The organism is Schaalia vaccimaxillae DSM 15804, assembly GCF_000420425.1.
GTDB lineage: Bacteria > Actinomycetota > Actinomycetes > Actinomycetales > Actinomycetaceae > Pauljensenia > Pauljensenia vaccimaxillae.
On the sequence record NZ_ATUX01000008.1, the window covers coordinates 25,100 to 45,041 of the forward strand.

16 protein-coding genes and 2 tRNA genes are annotated in these 19,942 nt (G+C 53.6%); 3 read left to right on the plus strand and 15 right to left on the minus strand.

All coding sequences use genetic code 11. From position 1 onward, the window contains the following. Nucleotides 1–24 precede the first annotated feature (24 nt). Together G439_RS11470 and G439_RS0107025 are read left to right on the plus strand one after the other, a co-directional pair. Nucleotides 25–258, plus strand: coding sequence for a hypothetical protein (locus G439_RS11470; RefSeq protein WP_131333568.1), 234 nt, complete (start codon nucleotides 25–27; stop codon nucleotides 256–258). Between the two features lie 48 nt (nucleotides 259–306). Beyond that, nucleotides 307–591 carry a hypothetical protein gene (locus G439_RS0107025; RefSeq protein ID WP_022868479.1) on the plus strand — a complete coding sequence of 95 codons (285 nt, stop codon included), beginning with the start codon at nucleotides 307–309 and terminating at the stop codon, nucleotides 589–591. Nucleotides 592–863: 272 nt separating this feature from the next. Here G439_RS0107025 and G439_RS0107030 read toward each other — a convergent pair. The 4 genes from G439_RS0107030 to G439_RS12625 all read right to left on the minus strand — a co-directional run bounded on the left by G439_RS0107030 (nucleotide 864) and on the right by G439_RS12625 (nucleotide 3,305). Further along, nucleotides 864–935, minus strand: a tRNA-Asn gene (locus G439_RS0107030). 352 nt (nucleotides 936–1,287) lie between these two features. Next, a complete protein-coding gene (gene rplL, locus G439_RS0107035) occupies nucleotides 1,288–1,671 on the minus strand; it encodes a 50S ribosomal protein L7/L12 (RefSeq protein WP_026459491.1) in 384 nt (127 codons plus the stop codon). 103 nt (nucleotides 1,672–1,774) lie between these two features. Beyond that, entirely contained in the window at nucleotides 1,775–2,296 is a 522-nt protein-coding gene (gene rplJ / locus G439_RS0107040; protein ID WP_022868481.1) for a 50S ribosomal protein L10, read from the minus strand. A gap of 397 nt (nucleotides 2,297–2,693) precedes the next feature. Beyond that, nucleotides 2,694–3,305, minus strand: coding sequence for a hypothetical protein (locus G439_RS12625; RefSeq protein ID WP_165544530.1), 612 nt, complete (start codon nucleotides 3,303–3,305; stop codon nucleotides 2,694–2,696). Between the two features lie 181 nt (nucleotides 3,306–3,486). On the opposite strand from G439_RS12625, the gene wecB reads away from it, so the two are divergent. Beyond that, entirely contained in the window at nucleotides 3,487–4,635 is a 1,149-nt protein-coding gene (gene wecB, locus G439_RS0107050; RefSeq protein WP_022868483.1) for a non-hydrolyzing UDP-N-acetylglucosamine 2-epimerase, read from the plus strand. Nucleotides 4,636–4,796: 161 nt separating this feature from the next. Here the strand turns inward: wecB and G439_RS0107055 are convergent, their stop codons facing one another. From G439_RS0107055 to G439_RS0107110, 11 genes are all read right to left on the minus strand, one after another. Further along, entirely contained in the window at nucleotides 4,797–6,257 is a 1,461-nt protein-coding gene (locus G439_RS0107055; RefSeq protein WP_207382269.1) for a hypothetical protein, read from the minus strand. 302 nt (nucleotides 6,258–6,559) lie between these two features. Further along, nucleotides 6,560–9,223 (minus strand): heparinase II/III domain-containing protein, encoded by a 2,664-nt coding sequence (locus tag G439_RS0107065; protein ID WP_022868486.1) that lies wholly within the window; start codon nucleotides 9,221–9,223, stop codon nucleotides 6,560–6,562. 61 nt (nucleotides 9,224–9,284) lie between these two features. After that, complete coding sequence (locus G439_RS0107070) at nucleotides 9,285–13,889, minus strand: glycosyltransferase (RefSeq protein ID WP_022868487.1); 4,605 nt, start codon at nucleotides 13,887–13,889, stop codon at nucleotides 9,285–9,287. A gap of 57 nt (nucleotides 13,890–13,946) precedes the next feature. After that, nucleotides 13,947–15,200 carry a UDP-N-acetyl-D-mannosamine dehydrogenase gene (wecC, locus tag G439_RS0107075; protein ID WP_022868488.1) on the minus strand — a complete coding sequence of 418 codons (1,254 nt, stop codon included), beginning with the start codon at nucleotides 15,198–15,200 and terminating at the stop codon, nucleotides 13,947–13,949. A gap of 176 nt (nucleotides 15,201–15,376) precedes the next feature. Continuing rightward, complete coding sequence (gene rplA / locus G439_RS0107080) at nucleotides 15,377–16,093, minus strand: 50S ribosomal protein L1 (protein ID WP_022868489.1); 717 nt, start codon at nucleotides 16,091–16,093, stop codon at nucleotides 15,377–15,379. Nucleotides 16,094–16,162: 69 nt separating this feature from the next. Then, a complete protein-coding gene (gene rplK, locus G439_RS0107085) occupies nucleotides 16,163–16,594 on the minus strand; it encodes a 50S ribosomal protein L11 (RefSeq protein ID WP_022868490.1) in 432 nt (143 codons plus the stop codon). A gap of 156 nt (nucleotides 16,595–16,750) precedes the next feature. Then, entirely contained in the window at nucleotides 16,751–17,506 is a 756-nt protein-coding gene (gene nusG, locus G439_RS0107090; protein ID WP_051125745.1) for a transcription termination/antitermination protein NusG, read from the minus strand. A 105-nt stretch (nucleotides 17,507–17,611) separates the two neighbouring features. Further along, nucleotides 17,612–17,908: a preprotein translocase subunit SecE gene (gene secE, locus G439_RS0107095; protein WP_022868492.1), complete on the minus strand. Its 297-nt coding sequence runs from the start codon at nucleotides 17,906–17,908 to the stop codon at nucleotides 17,612–17,614. A gap of 29 nt (nucleotides 17,909–17,937) precedes the next feature. Then, nucleotides 17,938–18,013, minus strand: a tRNA-Trp gene (locus G439_RS0107100). Nucleotides 18,014–18,087: 74 nt separating this feature from the next. Next, on the minus strand, nucleotides 18,088–19,044 hold the full coding sequence (locus G439_RS11475) for an ABC transporter ATP-binding protein (RefSeq protein ID WP_243442564.1): 957 nt from the start codon (nucleotides 19,042–19,044) through the stop codon (nucleotides 18,088–18,090). Next, complete coding sequence (locus tag G439_RS0107110; RefSeq protein WP_083940821.1) at nucleotides 19,016–19,942, minus strand: ABC transporter permease; 927 nt, start codon at nucleotides 19,940–19,942, stop codon at nucleotides 19,016–19,018. Before G439_RS0107110 ends, G439_RS11475 begins: the two co-directional genes overlap by 29 nt.

A 19,942-nucleotide genomic window follows, 5' to 3' on the forward strand; every position in this document is an offset into this window, starting at 1 on the left:
CTGCACAGCACTATGGCCCGAAGCATGGGATTAGATCCCCGGATCGAGTTTCACGGCCATCCCCTCATGCAGGGACGCGGACAATGGAAAGCACTCGCAGAAAAGCATCGAGAACAGGCAGCTATTTATGCCGTGGCTTTGCATGTCATTGACGACCTCGACATTCAGTTCATATTTCAGGGACTAGATGTTGCTCGGCTCAGACGCCGATACAAGAATCCGCTTAGCCCCTATTCCATCGCTATGACCTATACCTAGGAGCCCATCAGCGACAACGCAGCGCAAAGGAACCAGGGTGACGTCATTGTGGTGTGCGACAAATCCAGTTTCGCGAAACAAGTCAGCTGGGAACTTTCGATCGCAAAAGAAAAAGGAACATTCGGCCATTCTCCTCACAAACTGTCGAATATCACTGAACCTCTGAACTTTTACCCCTCTGAAGACTCTTCTGCATTGCAGATAATCGATCTTGTTTTGTACATCTGGCAGCGCTGCCAACATTACCCACAAGATGAGCATCCGAAAGCGCGGAAGTCTCGAGAAAAGCTTTGGAAGATCATCGATCCACATGTGTTGGTTGATGCGATTTGACTCCCATAGTTAAACAGCCGCCCCATTTCTGAGGCGGCTGACTAACGACGTCCGATTAACGGTCCATCGTGGCTACAGGTTTACGCGACCATACCTATCGATTCAAGAGACACTAGGTAACGCCTAACCCGCGAGCGCTGGCCCACCTTTGGGAGCTAAAGCGGGTCTCGATCCCAATGGCTGTAGTAGTCGCTGTAGTAGCCGCTTTTTAGGCCGAGGACAAACAACCCCAACACCAAGTTTCCTTAGTGTCGGGGCCGTTTTCTCATCTGCTCCTGCGACTGGATTCGAACCAGTAACCGTCCGATTAACAGTCGGATGCTCTGCCGTTGAGCTACGCAGGATTGCGACAAGTAGAAATACTAGCGACCGTGTTGGCGCTGGGCAAATTTGCTGGGCGTGGGGAGCGCCTCATTTCTGCAGTCCATGGCGCAGATCCCAACTTGGGCGTCCCTCGCGGAAGTTATGGGCGTCCCTCGGCAAACTTTTGGGCGTCCTTCGCGGGAGTTTTGGGCGTCCTTCGCGGGAGAAGAGGAAAGAGGAAGGACGGGCACTGCCCTACATACGCGTCACCCCGCAGGCGGCGAACTTTTCAGCACGCACGCCCTGCGGGGTGACATTGAAGCTTCAGGGCATGAACTGCCCAAAGAGGTGGCTCGCACTCACGCGACTAGGCGCAAGGGCGAACCGACGGGGTCACTTAAGGGTGACGGAGCCGCCGGCCTCTTCGATTTCAGCCTTGGCCTTCTCGGCGTCTTCCTTCTTGGCAGCTTCGAAGATGGTGGACGGTGCGCCGTCAACCAGGTCCTTGGCTTCCTTGAGGCCCAGGCCGGTCAGGTTCTTGACGACCTTGACGACGGCGATCTTCTTGTCGCCTGCGGACTCGAGGACGACCTCGAACTCGTCCTTCTCTTCGGCGGCGGGGGCGTCGCCAGCGGCGGGGGCAGCAACGGCAACGGCGGCCGGGGCGGCTGCGGTGACGTCGAAGACCTCTTCGAACTGCTTGACGAAGTCAGACAGCTCGATAAGGGTCATTTCCTTGAAAGCTTCGATGAGCTCATCAGCGGAGAGCTTAGCCATGGTTGGCATCCTTCCTTGTTGGGCCTGCTACGAGAGCAGATGTTTGGTGAGTTCCGCGCGAACTTCGGGATGTCGGATCCTTGAGTGCGCGGGGCCTGTCTCGTCAGGCCGCTTCGCCCTGCTTTTCGCGCAGAGCATCGATGGTGCGCACCGTCTTGGACGGGAGCGCGTTGAACGCGTACGCAGCCTGCGACATCTTGGCCTTCATGGCGCCGGCGGCCTTGGCCAGCAGCACCTCGCGAGACTCAAGCTCAGCAAGCTTCTTGACACCCTCGACGGACAGCGCTGCGCCGTCCATCGCGCCAGACTTCAGCACGAGTGCCGGGTTCTCCTTGGCAAAATCACGCAGCGTCTTGGCGGCCTCAACGGGCTCACCGGTGACGAAAGCGATGGCTGTCGGACCCTTGAGGTCCTCAGCGAGGAAGTCGAGTCCGACTTCCTGTGCTGCCAGCCGCGCCAGCGTGTTCTTCACCACGGCGTAGTTCGCGTTGTCGCCCAGTCCGCGACGCAGCTCCTTGAGCTGGCCGACGGTCAGGCCGCGGTACTCAGTCAGCAGGACAGCGTCGGACGCGCGGAAACGCTCCACGAGTTCGGCAACTGCTGCCACCTTGTCAGACCTCGCCATGGTCCTCCTTCCAGATATGTGACCGCTGGGCAATGAAAAAGCCCGACACGCAGGATGGTGTCGGGCATGAAATGTCCGGTGTTTCCGCTGAGCGGTCACTCACTGTCCTGCGTCGGCTGCTTTCGCATTTCATTTTGGTTACCCAAAAGTCCGACGGTCTTCGGCGTATTCAAACTTAACAGGGACGAGGGCGAGCGCCAAGTCCGTGGGGTGTGAGTGTGGGCACGGCGACACAGCAAGAAGTGCGGAGAGGGCGGACGCCGACCGAGCCAAACGCAAAGCAGGACGGTTGTGGGCAGTAGCGTCTGATGTTCCAGGTCGACGCACGAAGTGGTGCGCAAGAGGCCCTCACTGCGGCGAGGTCCCCCACTGACGTAGCACTTCGGGCACGCAACGCTTATTCTGCTGAGATCTCTTCCGGCACTGGCTCAGGTGCAGGCGCGGGCTCAGGTTCAGGAGTCGGCGACGGTTCAGGGCCCGGCGTTGGTTCGGGGGCAGGCTCAGGAGCCGGTGCGGGTGTCGGTGCTGGTTGAGGGCTTGGAGCAGCGGGAGTCACCGGAGTCGGGGTGCTACCGCCCGTATTTGTCGACGTCTGGGGCTGCGAGAGCGTGTAGCTGGGGTAGAACGGCGAGTATCCCGGAGACAGGGGCGACGAAGGGAGATCACCAACAGTTGCAGGCGTTTCGCTCGGGCTCTCGAGGGCGGGCGTCGGTGTCTGAGCAGAGCTTCCAGACTGAGATTTCTGCGTGTTAGCAGCCTTTTTCTTTTTGTCCTCAGTCTTTGTGGTCTTCTTGGGGGTCTTTGTTGTTGTACTTTGAGGCGTCGATTGAGCTTCCTTAATGATGACGATGCTCTGTTCCTTGTCCGGTGAGGCCACGAACGCGAACGCGGCACCGGCTAGCCCTACGACGATGAGAACTTCGACGACAAGGGGACCGAGGCGTCGCTTCCATCGGTCCCTCCTGTTGGGGATAGACGAGGACGCGCCGGCATTTCTCGCAGCTCGCATTTCTGAATCTTGGCTATTGACCACTCTGACTCCGAAAATAGTTTTCCTAACTACCAGGGTATATGGTGATTGCCGAAGACAGAAAGAGACCAACACATCTCACACGGATTTACAACACTCGTTTCTAATCGCGATACGATGCTTTTTGTTCCCACGACATTCTTGAGAAGGTTTTAGGTCCATGCCCAAACGCATTATGGTCATTTACGGTACTCGTCCGGAAGCTATCAAGTGTGCGCCGGTGATCAAAGCAATCGATGCCCATCCAGAATTAGAAGCAATTTCGGTTGTCACTGGACAGCATAAAGAGATGTTGTCACAGGTTAACAGCCTTTTTGAGATTACCCCTGATGCAGATTTAGATGTATTTGAGCAAGGCCAGAGTCTCAACCATCTTTCTGCGAAGATCCTTGATCGCCTCGACCCGATTTTTGACCAGTTTCATCCTGATGCAGTCCTTGTGCAGGGCGATACCACAACTGTCGCAATTGCAGCCATAGCTGCCTTTTACCGAGAAATCCCAGTGGTCCACCTTGAAGCCGGACTGCGTTCAGGAAATTTAAAGTCTCCCTTCCCTGAAGAGGCGAATAGGAAACTCGTCGGCCAGATCGCTGACCTACATCTGGCTCCAACCAAGCAGTCACGCGAAAATTTGTTGCACGATGGTATCCCTGCTGATCGTATTACTGTCACAGGGAATACTGTGATTGATGCATTGCATTACACGACCGAAAAGCCGGTTTCGTACCTCGATCCTCGGGTTGCTGAGGCCGTTTCTTCAGACCGACGCATTCTTCTGGTGACTGCGCATCGGCGCGAGAACTGGGGCGATCCGATGGTGCAAATCGGCAAGGCTTTGGGCGAAATTGCTTCAAAGTATCCCGATGATCTCATCATCTACCCCGCCCACGGAAATCCAGCTGTACGCGCAGCAATCATGCCGTCTTTAGAAGGCCTAGAAAACGTGATTGTGACTGATCCACTTGACTACTTACAGTTCTCTAACCTCATTAATGCTGCCCACGTTGTTCTCACAGATTCGGGTGGCATTCAAGAGGAAGCTCCCAGTTTGGGAAAGCCTGTACTTGTTCTTCGGGAAAACACCGAGCGGCCCGAAGCAGTCACCGCAGGCACCGTCAAGCTCATCGGCACTGACCGCGAGGTCATTGTCTCCGAAGTCTCAATCTTGAAGTCCTCACAGGAGGCTTATGCCGCAATGTCAGAAGCAGTCAACCCTTATGGTGATGGAAAAGCGGCCGCGCGTTCTGCTGCCGCTGTGGCCGAGCTTCTTGGGGTCGGCACACGTTTGGACGAGTTCACAGCGGACTGAAAAGAGCTGCTCTGCACAGATTTACGGACGTAGCTTGCGGGGAATGCGCTCAACTCGCTAAGTGCAAGTAATCAGTGAAGTTCGTGCTGACACCGATATCTAGTAAAAGCCTTTTAGTCCCGTGATATCCATGCCAAAGATCCGTACAGGGTTGAGATACCTCAGTATCCCACGCGATTCGCCGGAGGCTTGCGAATCAGGCCGCGTAAGTAGTCAACATCCAGCACCTGAGATAGCTCCGACTGATCGAGAAGGTCAAGCATCGGATTGATCCGTTTTTGAATGTATTCGAACTGCGGAACCAGGCGAGGCGGCATCTTGAGTTTTTTCGCAAACTCATGCTGTTGAGTTGTTGGCTGAGGGAGTGCCCATTTTTGTTGGCCGGGCTTTTGAGCCGCGTACTGCACAGGAGTGGGCACTCTTAACGTCGTTCTAAAGGCAGCGCGCGCAGGATTTCCATATATATCAATATATGTTTGCGCGTAGCGCTCGGAGTCAAATGGGAGTGCTGCAAGCAGAGAATCCAATCTTCCAAGTGCTCTTAAACCAAGAAGGTTAGAATTACGAATCTCCCCGTCTAGATTCAGAGCAATTTTTGCAGCGAAAGGACTGTATAGCGGATCAAAACGTGGGATAAATCTAGAGAAAGAGCGGGATATTTCCCCAACGTAGTAGCGATTACGCCCAGTGAGATACAAGTAGTCAAGCTGCGCAGCACTACGAATCCCCTTTTCACTAGCCCGATGGTGCTCATTTTCTAAGCCTTCATAGATAAGACTTTTCATTGGTTCCGACAGTATGGATTGAGAGCCAGATTTCCCCATCGCAAAAGAATCGAACATGTGTTCAGTGATTCTGTCAGGCGAATTAAAAACTGACTCGCCTTTGTTATAGAACGAACGCAGGATCTCGCGGCCCCCGCCGCTGAGAACGATGCCTGGTGTTTGAACTCCCCAGATGGTTGCGGGCGATGACACGACACCCTCCGTCCATGCGAATGCGCCCCAGAGGTGCTCTTCCCACGACTCTGAAAGATTTTCTTCCGCGTATCCACTGTCATCAGTCGGTGTCAGGCTTAGGCTGGCACAGAGACGTCGTGAGCTATCAAATTCAGGTTCTCCTGCTTGCCCCGAGCAATAGTAGGAGAAACCCCGATCAACCCCAGCAGAACGCATGGCTGCAAGAACCAGTCGAGAGTCAAAGCCGCCTGTCAGATGCGCAATGCAGACTGTGCCAGTAGCGTCAGCAACGATCTGGCAGTTCTTGGCCCACTCTTGCGCCAGAGCATGAAGGGCATCATCAAGAGTCAATTCAGGTTGTGAAGATTCAGAGTATTCACAGAGGTTCATCCCGCGGCTATCGAAGGAGATCCAATGTCCTGCGGGCAGAACGGTAATGTCTTCATATGGGCTCAAACCGAACCAACCTGAACCTAATGTTCCAACAAGTATCGCGTATTTGATTGATTTTTGGAGCGTGACACCGAAGCGGCTCAGAGTTTTCAGGAGGAGTTTGAGGTCCGAGCTGGCAGCAACAATCCGTTGCGCTGATAGAGGAACACGAGGCCGGCGCCAAGCGGATCCGGCAGTACGACGGCTTTGTTTCGTCCGTTGCAGGCACAAACTGTCAACGACCCTTTGATCTCTTTTCCTAGCTCGCCGAAATTACCATCGGAAATTTGGGCTAAATCAAGCGCATGTTGATTGGAGATAAACTTCCCATTGAAGATCCCGCGCCGTGTACGCCCATCCAAGTCCACTTGGGGCAGGAGAAAACGAGGCGTGAGTGAAGTTCATTCACACTTTCCCCTGTGAAGATGCGCACTTTGTCATCTTGGTGAACAACCGCATTCGCATCGTTGGAAATCATGAGTTCCTCAGCCTCCTCGCAAGTCATCTAAAGATATTCGGAATGACATCTGGCGTTAAGGAATGCGTAAAGGCCGCGATCCGAATGCCTGACGTTTCCCATCAGCGCTGGGATCTGACCAATAGATGCGGAATCGATAAGTACCCGGCGCATCAATTTGAAGCTCCGCATAGCCGCCATGCAAAGGAATGACATCACTGACATTGTCCTTGCCCTTCATGAGGCGCACGCTTCCTTTTGCCTTAGGCGGCATATCAACAACGATGCCCAATCTCTTTTCTTCCGCATCAAAGGAGACTGATGAAGCCAAGATCGCTGGGTCAGCATCGGTTGGTTTACCAATCCCATCCTGCAGAAATGCAGCGAATGCCCTACCGAGCTGTGAATGTATGAGCCCCGGAAGATGCAGAAGTTTCGGCGCGTATCCGAGTTCGACCAGCGCGTCATGCAGGGGCACCGCATGACTTCGGTAGTGCCAATCTCTTTCACCGATGAGCTGAGTAATCTGAGTGTGACGAGTACCAGATCGCAGAAGGGCATGGATGAATTGGTTGAGCCATCTAACAGATGAACCAGACGAATCCCCCGCAATCGTCTCAAGAATATTTGGATGCTCTTTCGCCAGAAAATCACCAACACGGTATTGAGGCGCCCCGATGAGTACCCGACTCACGCCCAAGGAAAGACCGTGTAAGAGCGCAGCCGTTCCCCCTTTTGAGGAGCCGATTGTCATCACTCGTGAATTGTCAATACCAAGTCTGTGGATGGTGCGCCGTATTAGGGCCTGGACTGATCGAAACTCAGCAAGTTTTCTGTCCGTCGCAAGATAATATGCCCCTTGCGGCCCGAAATCATCCAGAATAAAGAGCTTTGCCCAATTATTTTTAGCCAACGAGCGCCGATAGTTGAATGTAAAATCTCCTTGTGGCACGAGGGCCGAGAAAACAACTTGTAAACCGGCGATTTTGTTATCGGCTGGAGATTCGAGGAGGTAGTTGACAGGCTTCTCAGCGAAGAAAGTTTCCCAACGAGAAGCGGGCGTCACTCCCCTATCAAATATTTGGAACTTACGGGTTCTCAGCTCCCAATCGACTGAAATTTCAGCCGCGAAATACTCGAGAACCAAACAGGTCGATGGGATATGCTCCCCCATCTTCGGGAACTGCCACCCTTGGACAGGCGCCTTTTCTCGTCCTCTAACTGTGGTGACTGAATCTGGCGCGGTTCCACTCCATGTGAGTTCTGCGAGTTTTGTAATCCCGTCCGTATCAAAGAGCTCAATGCCCCAGCCGCGAACTATGCATGTTATTTCTTCACCAAAATGCCAGAGCATCTGATAATGGTGTTCCTCGTCAGAAACGACCTTATCGTGCACACAGAATCCGCGCTCCTGCGTGTGGAGGGTGCTCGTCACTCTTCTATCCCAACGAACTCCCTCGTAGCGAGTGGTGTGCCCGGTGACCGAAAACTCCTCGCCTTCACCGCCCAGATCCTCCATCCAGGTCTGGTCAAACTTATCGTCGGTTCTGGGCAATCCCAGACCATCGACGATCAGGGTATTGTGCGCAAAACTCGAATACGCATATTTTGTGAACGGATCGGTGTACTGGTATCCATTTGGTCCAGCCTCGCGAATCAGTTCCTTTTGACCGTCTCGAAAATAGACACTGAGTTCATCGGAATGTTTATGGTAGTTCGCGTTATAAGCTGCCGAGAAGAGAAGGTAAGCGGAGTCTGCCGAGGCCCAAGATTCCCTCGCAATTGCGTACCCGGATTTGGGAGCAACAAACTTTTTATCTGCAGGAAGTTTGCCCCTCTCACCATGAGTTACTGCTCCCAGAAATTGACGTTCACCAAATATTGTCACAGCTCGACCCGCTGGAACGCGTCCGGAGCGGGTGTCTGAAATTGGCGGGAATTCTCCCGTAGGGGTGACGATGTGGGCCGCGAAAGAGTCAGCTTTGATCAAAAGCTCTTCAAAGGCTGCGACGAATTCCTGCCTACCTGTCACTTCTGCATAGGCTTCAATCTTCGCTAAATAGTTGGAAACGAGAAGATGATACGTCGGATTATTCTCAACATGGATTCCTTCGCTCGTAAATGCGAAAGAAAAATATGATTCCAACCGCGTAAAGGCAAGCTCCTCGAGCTCAGGAACACCACCAGTGGGATCACTGAACGCTGAGTAAACCAATAAAGCAACATCTTGAAACATGCCATGGTTGTTCAACCCTGCATAAAAGTCAGGCTGGCAGAGCTTCGCAATGTCATTAGAAAGAATCTCACGAAGCTTCGCGGACATATCGGGACGTTCTTCCAGATCGTCAGCGAATACTTCCATGAAGTGAGTAAGGATCATTGCGCGCTGAGCCGTAGTCTCGTCATGGAATGCCATAGATGTTGAATCAGCGCTAGCGTTCATCCAGGAATCGCACAGTCCGTGGAGTCGCTTCAACAGATCGTCGATTTGCGTAGCATCAAGGCTCGCATAAGCGCCGATCCACGATCTCAGAAAGAACCATCCATGAGTTTGACGGCCATCACTACGCGGCGCCGATGCATGCCAGATAGCGCCCCCGTCGTAAGGAACCCATCTGTTTCCTTCAAGGCGAATCAGATCCTCCTTAAGGAAACGCTGAACATCACGGACCGCCACATCGGCTTTAACTACCGTCAAAAACAGTTCAGTTGCTGTGCTTTTCCGTGAGATCCCAGCCAAAATTTCTCCATTGCAATAACAAATACGCGAACTCTTTATCGGAGGGTCAATGCACCATACCTTAAGCAAGGCCTTGGATAGCGCGCATCAAACGCTGAATGACCACATCTTGCCCATAGAGCTCACGGATAACGGCCGCATCCTGACCAGAGTCCCGCTTCCTGCCTGCCAAAATCTGGTTGGCCATTTGCTCAGCGGAAGACACCAACCATTCACGCGGATAGAGAAGATCGGAACCCGCCCACGCGAATGAAACGGGCGTCGCTCCCGAAGCCGCTCCATCAGCGATCGTGTAGTGGAAGGACTCAAAATCTGACACGGACAGAGCAATGCCGATCTTGCGATACCACTGAGCCATGTCCGACCCGTGGGGATCAAAGGTCACGGCATCAGGGAAACGTGCATTCAGCCTGTCAATCCGACTATATACCTCTTCGTAATACTCCATTTCCTCGGGCCTATTTGCCATCCACTCGTACTCTTCAGGTCGTTTGCCCTTAATGAAGAGCCGATAGGTGGAATCAGTTTTCAAAAGTCGCTCGAGGACGTCGACCGCCAAATCAAGACGCTTGCGTTCTGGAACAATTCCAACAAGACCCAGATTATGCTCAGCACCATCAACCTTGGGCAGTTCCAGGTCTTCTACTGCAACCATATTCGGAATGACCACGGTTTTCTCTTCAGGCACACCGTGACTGATGACTGCGGCTTGTCGGATCAATTCGCCAATGAAAATGTACTGATCTACGCAGGCGTGATTGGCCCGCCGCATATATGGCCTGAAAATCTCTTGGAGGTGAATCCTGCAGAGAAGGCGCTGATGCGGACGCACATTCTTGGAATACCATTCAAGATTCCCAAGTCCCCACTCACACCAAATGACATCTGCTTCCTCAAGCAGCTGCAGCGACTTGGTCTCATCGTGTCCGCTGTGTCCATGCCACTGATCGATAAGGACACGATTACCGTTCTTCTCCAAGGCTTCCAGTAAGGGCTGCATGAACTTCAGATCATGGCCTGCAACCAGAACAGTTTGCGCAAAAGAAGACTGCACATACGTTTCAACAGGCTCCGTGTATTCTCGCTGGCCAGATAAAGGTGGCATTAGCAATGAGATTCCAGCTTCGGACTGCTGATCCAACCGGTGCCCGATAGCATCAAGGTCATCTCCCGTGGTTACCGAGACGATTTCAGGTCGAATTCCGCCCGAGATACCAAAGCGGACAAGTTGGGTTAGTGGACCCTGATCATCGGCGGTAGTAGCTGCGATGGCTGGCCAGTGCCCATAGCGCGAGGACGACAAAAGATCCTCGAACCACGTACGCGGCAAACCAAGGGAGAATCTACCCATCCAATCAAGTCCGACGGGATCAAAGGAGGAGTGCTCTACGACAGCAATTCCGTACTTCTCAAGAAGAGTTCTCCCGTCCTCGTCAATACTGTGAGCGAAAACAGATAGAGGAACTACTGACTGCTTCAAAATCTCTTGTGCGGCCGGCTGATCGAGATTATCTACGATGAGGCCATACCTGAATTGGACGGTTGCTGGTGCAAAATCTAATCCAAGGGTTTGACCGATGATTTTGAGAGCCGAATCAATGGTGTGAGAACGGTGGATCGCTCGTAACTGACGCCATGCCTCACGCAAACGTTCCTCGCCTGACGCCGTCCATGCCCTCAGATAGAGATCGACTTCTTCGCTGTTTTCAGCAACCGGAATCAAGCCGGAGAAAACTTCGTTGATTCCGCGGCCAGGACCCGATAGTACGACACCCCCAGAAGCGGCAATTTCTACGACCCTGCGGGAGAACATTGTGGGAGATTCTGTAACGGAGTTCACATTAATATGTGCAAGATGGCTTTTGTACGAAGCAAGAACCTCGTCATAAGGAATGGCGCCACGAGAATATTCACGCAAACCTTCAGGAAACTGATAAGGCGAATCTGGATTATCGGCCTGGCGATCAAAAATTGTTAATCCGTAAGGTTTACTAGCCTCAAGAAGTGTGCGAAGCACCTGAGAACGGTCCTTGTACCTATCACCGTAGTACGTACCTGCGTAGGCAACGGTCGAGGTAAATTCTCTGGTTGTTGGTAGAGGATTGTGAATCTTTGGTTGCGCATAGAAGGGCAAGGACGAGACGGTCTTGGTAACAGCACCAGGTAGCCCAAGATAGTCGGGGATGAGGTTTGCATCCGTCGTCAAGATGTGATCACACAGAGCAGCCGTGGCTTTAAAGCGCTCGAAATGCACCGGATCTTCTTTATTCCAGAACACGGAAGGAATCCCACGGCTTCTGCATTCACAAAGCAGCGCAGAAATATCCTTGAACTCTTCATCTTCGTAGCGACCCACTCCTCGATGCCACTGGCCTGAATTGCCTCGCCAAGCCGACTCAATGAATACAAAGTCCAGGTTCTCCGCTTCAAGTTGAGTCGCCCAGTTCTGCCGATCAAGAATGACAAGATCTGTCGAAGGGGCAAGAGTTTTAGTTGTGAACTCATCAGCGATCAAGCCGATTCGCGCGCGGCGATGTATCTGATGATTGGAGCGTCGGTCAGCACTCTGAGCTGCAGCTAGTGCGGCATGTTGAGACACCATGGTGGTGCCGATAATGTTCCAACGTCGTTCGTCAAGAGTCCACAGACGTGCCTGGCGTCCAATGATGTGCCTTAGATCATCGTCGACGATCAGTTGTTCCAAGGCCGATGCTAGTTCGCCACTATCATCTGCCGTGAAAAGCAGCGCCCGTTCCTGAAACTCTCCCGCCAAATCACGATGGGGGGCCACGTCCGACATGACAACGGCCTTCATTGCACTAAAGGCTTCAAGAGGCTTAAGCGGCGAAACCATCTCTGTCACAGCCAAACTTCGACGCGGAATCGGCATGATGTCAAAGGTGCTCAAGAGTCGAGGCATTTCATCGATTGGCAACCGACCAAGGAACTTAATCCTGTTTCCTGCCGACTGTCCGGCCTTACGTAAAGCATCTTCTTGATTACCTGAACCCGCAAAGACCACCTGGTGTGCGACTCCGCGCTGTGCAAGAAGGCCGGACGCCTCGATAAGTAGATCGAGGCCTTCGTATGGAACCATGCTGCCGGCAAAACCAATAACGGGCACATCAGTACGGATGCCTTTAGCCTTCGCATACTCTTCATCTCGAGGTAGCGGCAAGAATACATCTGTGTTCACGCCATTGGGAACGACACTGATCTTATCCGCATCAATTCCACGTTCAATCAAACTCTCACGCACTTGGCGTGTAATGGCAAAAACATGATCAGCTTCTGAGGCAACCAAAGTTTCCATGTCCTCAAGAGTCTGAAAATGTTCCGACCCTGCCCAATCAGGCTTAGCAGCCGCTTGCGACAGTTCCCAGAACCCTCTCACCTCGTAGACAAAAGGAACCCCCAGGCGGCGTGCAGCGATGAGCGCCGACAAACCTGTCACATGGTTCGATGCTGCTTGGATAACAGCGGGCCTTTGGACGAGCCCCTCACGCACAAAAGCGTCAGCGGCCTCAATGACGTACCTATCCAACGGCTGCCTGCCCCATGACGAGCCTGGAATATGGATGTAGTCGATGCCATCAATCTCGATAACTGAACGCTCCTGGAGGGGGCGTTCACGATCCACAGGCGTATCCCAGGGATAGCCCGCACGAGCCACGACGGTCAGGTCCATCCCTGCTGAACGAATACCAGCGGCCACTCCCCTGGTGCGGGTCGAATACCCATTCGAGTTGAACGCTGGTGTTGAATGTACGCAGTACATCAAACGGTTGCGTTCAGGGTTAAAAGCTGCGCTGGCAGTCCTGGGAGGAATTGCCTCTTGAATATTCTTCAAGCGTTCAATCCCAAAAATAAGAGGAATCACCAGCGCATCACGTTGGGAAAGCTGGTCGACGTACTCTTGATTTTCATTGACGAGTTTGACGCACTCAGACAGATTTCCCAGTTGGTACCACTCGCGGTGCAAAAGACGCACAAAAGTACCAGGCGAAGGATTCTCCGCAAAATCCTCTCGGAGCTGATCAACTGACCATTCCTTATAGTTGGGTCGAGCTGGTTGGCTTGTCCGCACATCAGACATCGTCTGTTTGCTTGCTGAGGTCGAGGGCGCCTGGGCTGGCTTTACCAATGGTTGAGCAGCAACCGGAGCCTGTGTCGTGGTAGCACTCTGCGCAGCCGCGATCGGCTTTTGCGCGGTTTCCTCAGATGCCATGGTCTGCGTTGATCGTGCTCCATCTTGATTTGTGAAGGCACGGCGAACGACGCGACCAGGCTCAAGCAAGGTATTGCCAAGCCGATAGGAACGAGACCCTCGCACCCTCCTAAGATCGGCTCGCAGGCGTATCTCTTCCTGTTTGCTCTTCTTGAGTTCTAGCTGACTGTCAGCAAGACGTTTCTTGAGGTCACGACGAATATCTTCGCCTTCGACACGCTTGGCTTTGTGCCAACGAACATCCTTTTGAAGCTGCAGCTTCTCCCTCTCAAGGGCCTCGACTCGCTTTTCTAGCTCAATGGCAGCGTCGCGGAATCGCTGCTCACGAGGGTTCAAGTTAGTTGCACGCCGCTCATCCTCGTTTTGACGATCCTGCGCCAAAGTTCGCAGACGAACCAAATCATCCAGGCTGCGTTTTTCATCTTCAAAAGTCGTCATTACTTCACCTAAGAATCCAAGGCCTACATCAGTGCGTCTTGTCCGTCAGCACGCAGTTCAAACAGCGTGGCGAAAAACCCCGCGCGTGTCGATGAGAGTTTTATCGGCAAAAACCGCACGATCAAGAGCTCGAATCTCTTTATGATCCACCAACAAGACAATGATGTCAGCCGCCTCAATTGCCTCATGGAGATCAGCCAGTTCAAGGTTTCCAATACCTTCAAGTTTCTTCGGCAAAATATCAATATTTGGCTCGACTGCCAGAACTTTTGCTTCCGGCAGCTGCTCCGAAATCTCCTTCGTAATGTCAAGAGCCGGAGACTCGCGAAGATCGTCAATGTCGGCCTTGAATGCCAAGCCCAACGCTGCGATAACGGGAGACTCAATGCCCTGAACAGCCTCTTGCACCTTGTCAATCACATATTGCGGCTTAGAGTCATTAACTTCGCGTGCGTCGCGAATGATCTTCGCGTCGTTGGGAAGAGCTGAAACAATGAACCACGGATCCACCGCAATGCAGTGACCTCCAACACCCGGGCCAGGGTTGAGGATATTGACGCGCGGATGTCGATTAGCCAACTCAATGAGTTCCCATACATCGATGCCAAGCTTTTCACACAAGATCGAGAGTTCGTTTGCGAAAGCAATATTGACGTCACGGAATGAATTTTCGGTGAGCTTAGCCATCTCAGCGGTCTTGGCATCGGTAAGAACCAATTCGCCCTCACAGAACGTCGCATAAACGTCGCGAGCCATCCTGGCTGCTTCGGGGGTGACGCCGCCGATGATTCGCGCATTCGACACCATTTCGATCATGATGCGTCCGGGCAGAACCCGCTCCGGGCAGTGAGCGAAATGCACGACTGGCTTACAATCCGCCCCGTCAATCGACAGATCCGGACGTTCAGCGAGAATCACATCCGCCATGTGCTCTGTAGTTCCAGGAGGCGAAGTGGACTCAAGAATCACCAATTCATCGCCAACCAACTGAGGCGCAATGTTACGAGCTGCCGTTTCGATATACGACAAATCGGCTTCGTGATGCTGCCCTTTAAAAGGAGTGGGGACCGCAACGATATAAACATCCGAATGCGGGGTGTCTTTCTGTGCGGAAAGTAAACCGGACTTCACAACGTCGGCAACAACCTCTCCTAGTCCTTCTTCAACGAAAGGCAATTCACCGCGATTTACAGCATCCACATGACGGTCAGAAACATCCACGCCGTAGACCCGAGCACCTGCTCTTGCAAGCACTGCAGCGGTGGGCAAACCAATATATCCAAGACCAATGACACAGACAGACAACGACATCTTTTAATACTCGATTCGTGTTGAATAGGTTCCCATTCGATTGGCCACAATGGGATTAATTCGAAGCGTACCTGAAAATTAGTAGGGGCCCAATGTTTCTGACCTGTTGGAAACAGAAAAGCTCGCCTGCCCTATTTTCAGGGCAGGCGAGCTTTAGGAATGTAGGAGCCGCCAATTCAGGACGCGTCAGCCGACGCGACGTTCTTGGTCTTGGTGGAATCCAGCGGGATGCCGGGGCCCATGGTGGTGGACACGGTGGCCTTCTGGATGTAACGCCCCTTGGAGGAAGCCGGCTTGAGACGCAGGACCTCGTCGAGGACAGCGGCGTAGTTCTCAGCCAGCTGCTCAGCAGTGAAGGAGGACTTGCCAACAATGAACGCCAGGTTCGCGTGCTTGTCAACGCGGAACTCAATACGGCCGCCCTTGATCTCCTTGATCGCCTTGGCGACGTCCATGGTGACGGTACCGGTCTTCGGGTTCGGCATCAGGCCACGGGGGCCGAGGACGCGGCCGAGGCGGCCGACCTTGCCCATGAGGTCCGGGGTAGCAACGGCGACATCAAAGTCGGTGTAGCCCTTGGCAACCTTTTCGATCAGTTCGTCGCCGCCGACCTCGTCGGCTCCGGCGTCGATGGCTTCCTGTGCGCGCTCGCCAACGGCGAAGACCAAGACCCGGGCGGTCTTGCCGGTGCCGTGCGGCAGGGAAACGGTGCCACGGACCATCTGATCAGCCTGGCGGGGATCGACGCCCAGTCGGAAGACGACCTCGACGGTCGAATCGAACTTGGTAACGACGGTCTCCTTAGCCAGCTTCATGGCCTCGAGGGGGATGTAGGGAACGTCCGCGTGGACCTTCTCGGCCGCTGCGCGGTAGCTCTTGGAGCGCTTAGTCATTCTGCTTCTTCTCCTTGCAGTCGTGGGATTCGGGCAGCGCCTGCCCTACCACTGGGGTTTAAGTCTGGATCAGTCCTCGACCGTGATGCCCATGGAACGGGCGGTGCCGGCAATGATCTTGGCCGCAGCCTCGACGTCATTGGCGTTGAGATCAACCATCTTGGCCTGACCGATTTCGCGAGCCTGATCCATGGTGATGGAGCCAACCTTGACGGTGTTCGGGGTGCCCGAACCCTTCTGGAGGCCAGCAGCCTTCTTGATCATCTCGGAAGCCGGAGGAGTCTTGAGGACGAACGTGAAGGAACGATCCTCGTACACGGTGATCTCGACCGGAACGATCGAGCCACGCTGGGACTCGGTAGCGGCGTTGTATGCCTTGGTGAACTCAACGATGTTCACGCCGTGCTGGCCCAGAGCAGGGCCGACGGGCGGAGCGGGTGTGGCGGAACCGGCTGCGATCTGAAGCTTGATCAGGCCGGTGACCTTCTTCTTCGGTGCCATTGTTAATTCGGGTCTTTCTACGGATTTCCCGCAACGGCGGATGCCGTACGGGGATGAGTACCCGGCTCACACTGCCGTAGGCATAGTGAACCCAGTACGCACGAGTGATGATCCTATCGCGCACCCAGACCTTGTCCCAAGTCCGGGTGCTCGACGTCACTGTTCGAGCTTTTGAACCTGATCGAAGTTGAGCTCCAAAGGAGTTTCGCGTTCGAAGATCGTCACCAGAACCTTGAGCTTTTGGGTCTCGGGCATGATTTCCGAAATCGTTGCACTCATCGTCTCGAACGGACCATCCGTGACGGTGACAACTTCGCCAACCTCGTAGGCAAGCTGAACTTCCTGAACAGGAGCAGGGCCCTGCTTGGCTGCAACAGCGGCCTCCTCGAGGACGTTTGGCGTGAGCAGCATGACGACCTCGTCAACCGACAGAGGAACGGGGTTATGTTGGTCGCCGACGAAACCTGTGACGGCCGGCGTTTCTTTGACGACACGGTAGGACTCCTCATTGAAGTCCATGCAGACGATAACGTAGCCGGGGATACGCACGCGACGCACGCGTTTCTTGGCAGAACCACGGAATTCCATGACGTATTCGTCTGGAACCTCGACAGAAAAAATGGATTCTTCCATGTTCTGGGAGGTGATGCGCTGCTCCAGGTTGGCCTTGACTTTGCGTTCGTGGCCCGAGTAGGTGTGCAGGACGTACCAGTCACCGGGGGACATGTAGATCTGCTTACGCAGCTTTTCGATCGGGTCCTCGCCCTCTGATTCGCTAGAGGTCTCTTCTGCCTCGTTTTGCGCAGATTCGTCTACTGAGACAGCTTCGATCTCAGCGTCAGCCGCATCGGTTTCAGTTTCTTCAACCTCTTCGACGACAGACTCGTCAAACTCAACCTCAGTGGGGTTCATTTCCTCGCTCACGCGCTTCCTCCTGGCACCGCTTGTGCGGCAGTCGCGGCTGGGCAACTGTAAAAGGAACCCGCCTGCAGATTCCTGCGGGCGGGTTTTTCAGCTTCAGCCGAAGATCAATGAGGCTAGCTTACCGAATCCAAAGTCCAAAAGACCGGCAAAAGCCATGATTGCGACCACAAAAACGATCACAACGGTGAAATACGTCCAGGTTTCCTGCCCTGTCGGGTAGGTCACCTTCTTCATTTCAGCGATGACCTGGGTAATGAAAATCCAGATTCGCTTGAAGATGTTGGGCTTCTTTTCAGATTCTTCAACTCTGCGATCACGCGAGGGAGTAGCGCCCTGCTTGGAACGATCACGGCGCACGGAGTCGCCGCCGGTAACGGTGGTGTCACTCATCGACTTCCCCTTTTAGCTCTAAATCGAACTGGCAGGGCAGGCGGGACTCGAACCCACAACCGCCGGTTTTGGAGACCGGTGCGCTACCAATTGCGCCACTGCCCTACTGCAGGTCAACAACCTGCCCGACCGAGTTTAGGGAAGTGGCAGGCACATGTCCAACCGGTGAGGGATGAGCCTCACTTTTTCCGGTGGAAAGGGGCAGAACGAGCAACAACTGAGGAGTCTGCATCGGAAAGAACAAACTCCTCTGGCGAGAACTTATCTTGAGCATCAGCTAGAAGGCGAGCAGCCTCCTCGTGTTTGCCTTCAGCAATCTTCCACGCCCACAAACGGTAGGCCCGAGCCGTCTCCCAAGCTGGCCCGTCTGCAACCAGACGGCCCTGATGCATCCAGATGGCGCGGGTACACATTTCCTCGATAGTTTGAGCCGCATGAGACACCAAAAAGACGGTTCCTGCAGCTTGACGAATCTCTGTTAAAACACCTTCAGACCGCTTCTTGAACGCCGCATCGCCAGTGCCCAGTGCTTCATCAATGAGCAGGATATCAGGCTGCGAAGCCGCATTAATGGCGAACCGCAGCCGAGCGCCCATGCCTGAAGAATACGTTCTCATCGGTCGATAGATTGAGTCGCCAATTCCAGCCAACTCTGCAATCGCAGGAATTGCCTCCTTCATATCTTGGGAAGACAACCCCATTGCAAGGCATCCAAGTTCGATATTACGTATCCCGGTTAGGTCAGGCACGAGGGCAGCCCCGACTCCCAACAACGTTGGCTGCGAACGAGCCAAGATTCTGCCACTAATGGGCGGCTCAACTCCGGCGATCATCCTGAGCAGAGTCGATTTGCCAGATCCATTTAATCCCAGGATGCCAACAGACTCTCCTGTCCGCACCACCATTGAGACGTCATTGACGGCGCGCACATTGACTTTGATTGGACGGCGAGACAAGCGGTGGAGGAGTTTTGCCCCCACACTCGCGGTCTTAATAGCTTCACGATCAGTCGTCTCGGTTCGGTACACCTGATGGACGTGGTCGACCACCACGGAAGGTTCACCGAGTCTGACCTCAATTCCTTTCTTGTACGCCTCGTCTTCCATCTCAACCCTCTCGTCCATAAGACTCTTCATGCGACCAGAAAATGACGAATCCCAGGACAAAGGTTCCCAGTACCCAAGCCAGAACATATGCCCACTGAGATGTTTCGGGGATAGTGTCATATACCAGGCATTGGCGCATGAGATTGAGCACCTGATAGCCCGGATTGGCCGTCATTAACGCCATGACAGCGGGGTGGTCTGCGAATCTGTCGATCGAAAAGAAAATACCCGAACCATAGAACCAGAAACGGGATAATAGCGGCCAAATAAACTTCAAGTCAGGAATACGGGCGGTCAGACTGGCAGTGATCAAAGCTAAGCCGATCGAAAATATCCATACAAGGACCACCACCGGCACAACAAGAATCCATGTTGTGCTCGGTTTGACGTGGGGCGGAACCACCATGATGAATAAAATGGTTGCCAAAAGTACAGGGAGAAAGTCGAAAAGCCCTCGCAAACTCCATGAGAACACCAATGATGCTCTCGGGAAAGAAAAGGCACGCAGCATATTTTTTGCGCCTGGCAGGATCGTGCCGCCTGAGTTCAATCCGGCTTGCATCAGGCCAAAGGTATTCATCCCGACAACCAGATAGGCCAAAAAATTATCGATGCCCCGTCCCGTTTGCAAAAGCAAACCAAAGATCGCAAAGAACACCATTGCATCCAAAAACGGCCGAAGAATCAGCCATGTTTTTCCCAAGGTGGTTCCGCGGGAGGAAGAGAATGCCTTGGCGCGTGAATCCGCAAGAATAAAGAATCTACGTTGCCAGATCTTGCGGCAGTACTCGAAAATTCCTGGCCGCGCTGAGACCGGATGCAGACGCCAAGTGGGCACTGTTTTAACTCTGCTTTGACCGTGTTCGATCAAAGCAGCGGCCACCCACTGACCTAGGTCATCAAAGGATTCAGATCGTTGGCTCATCAT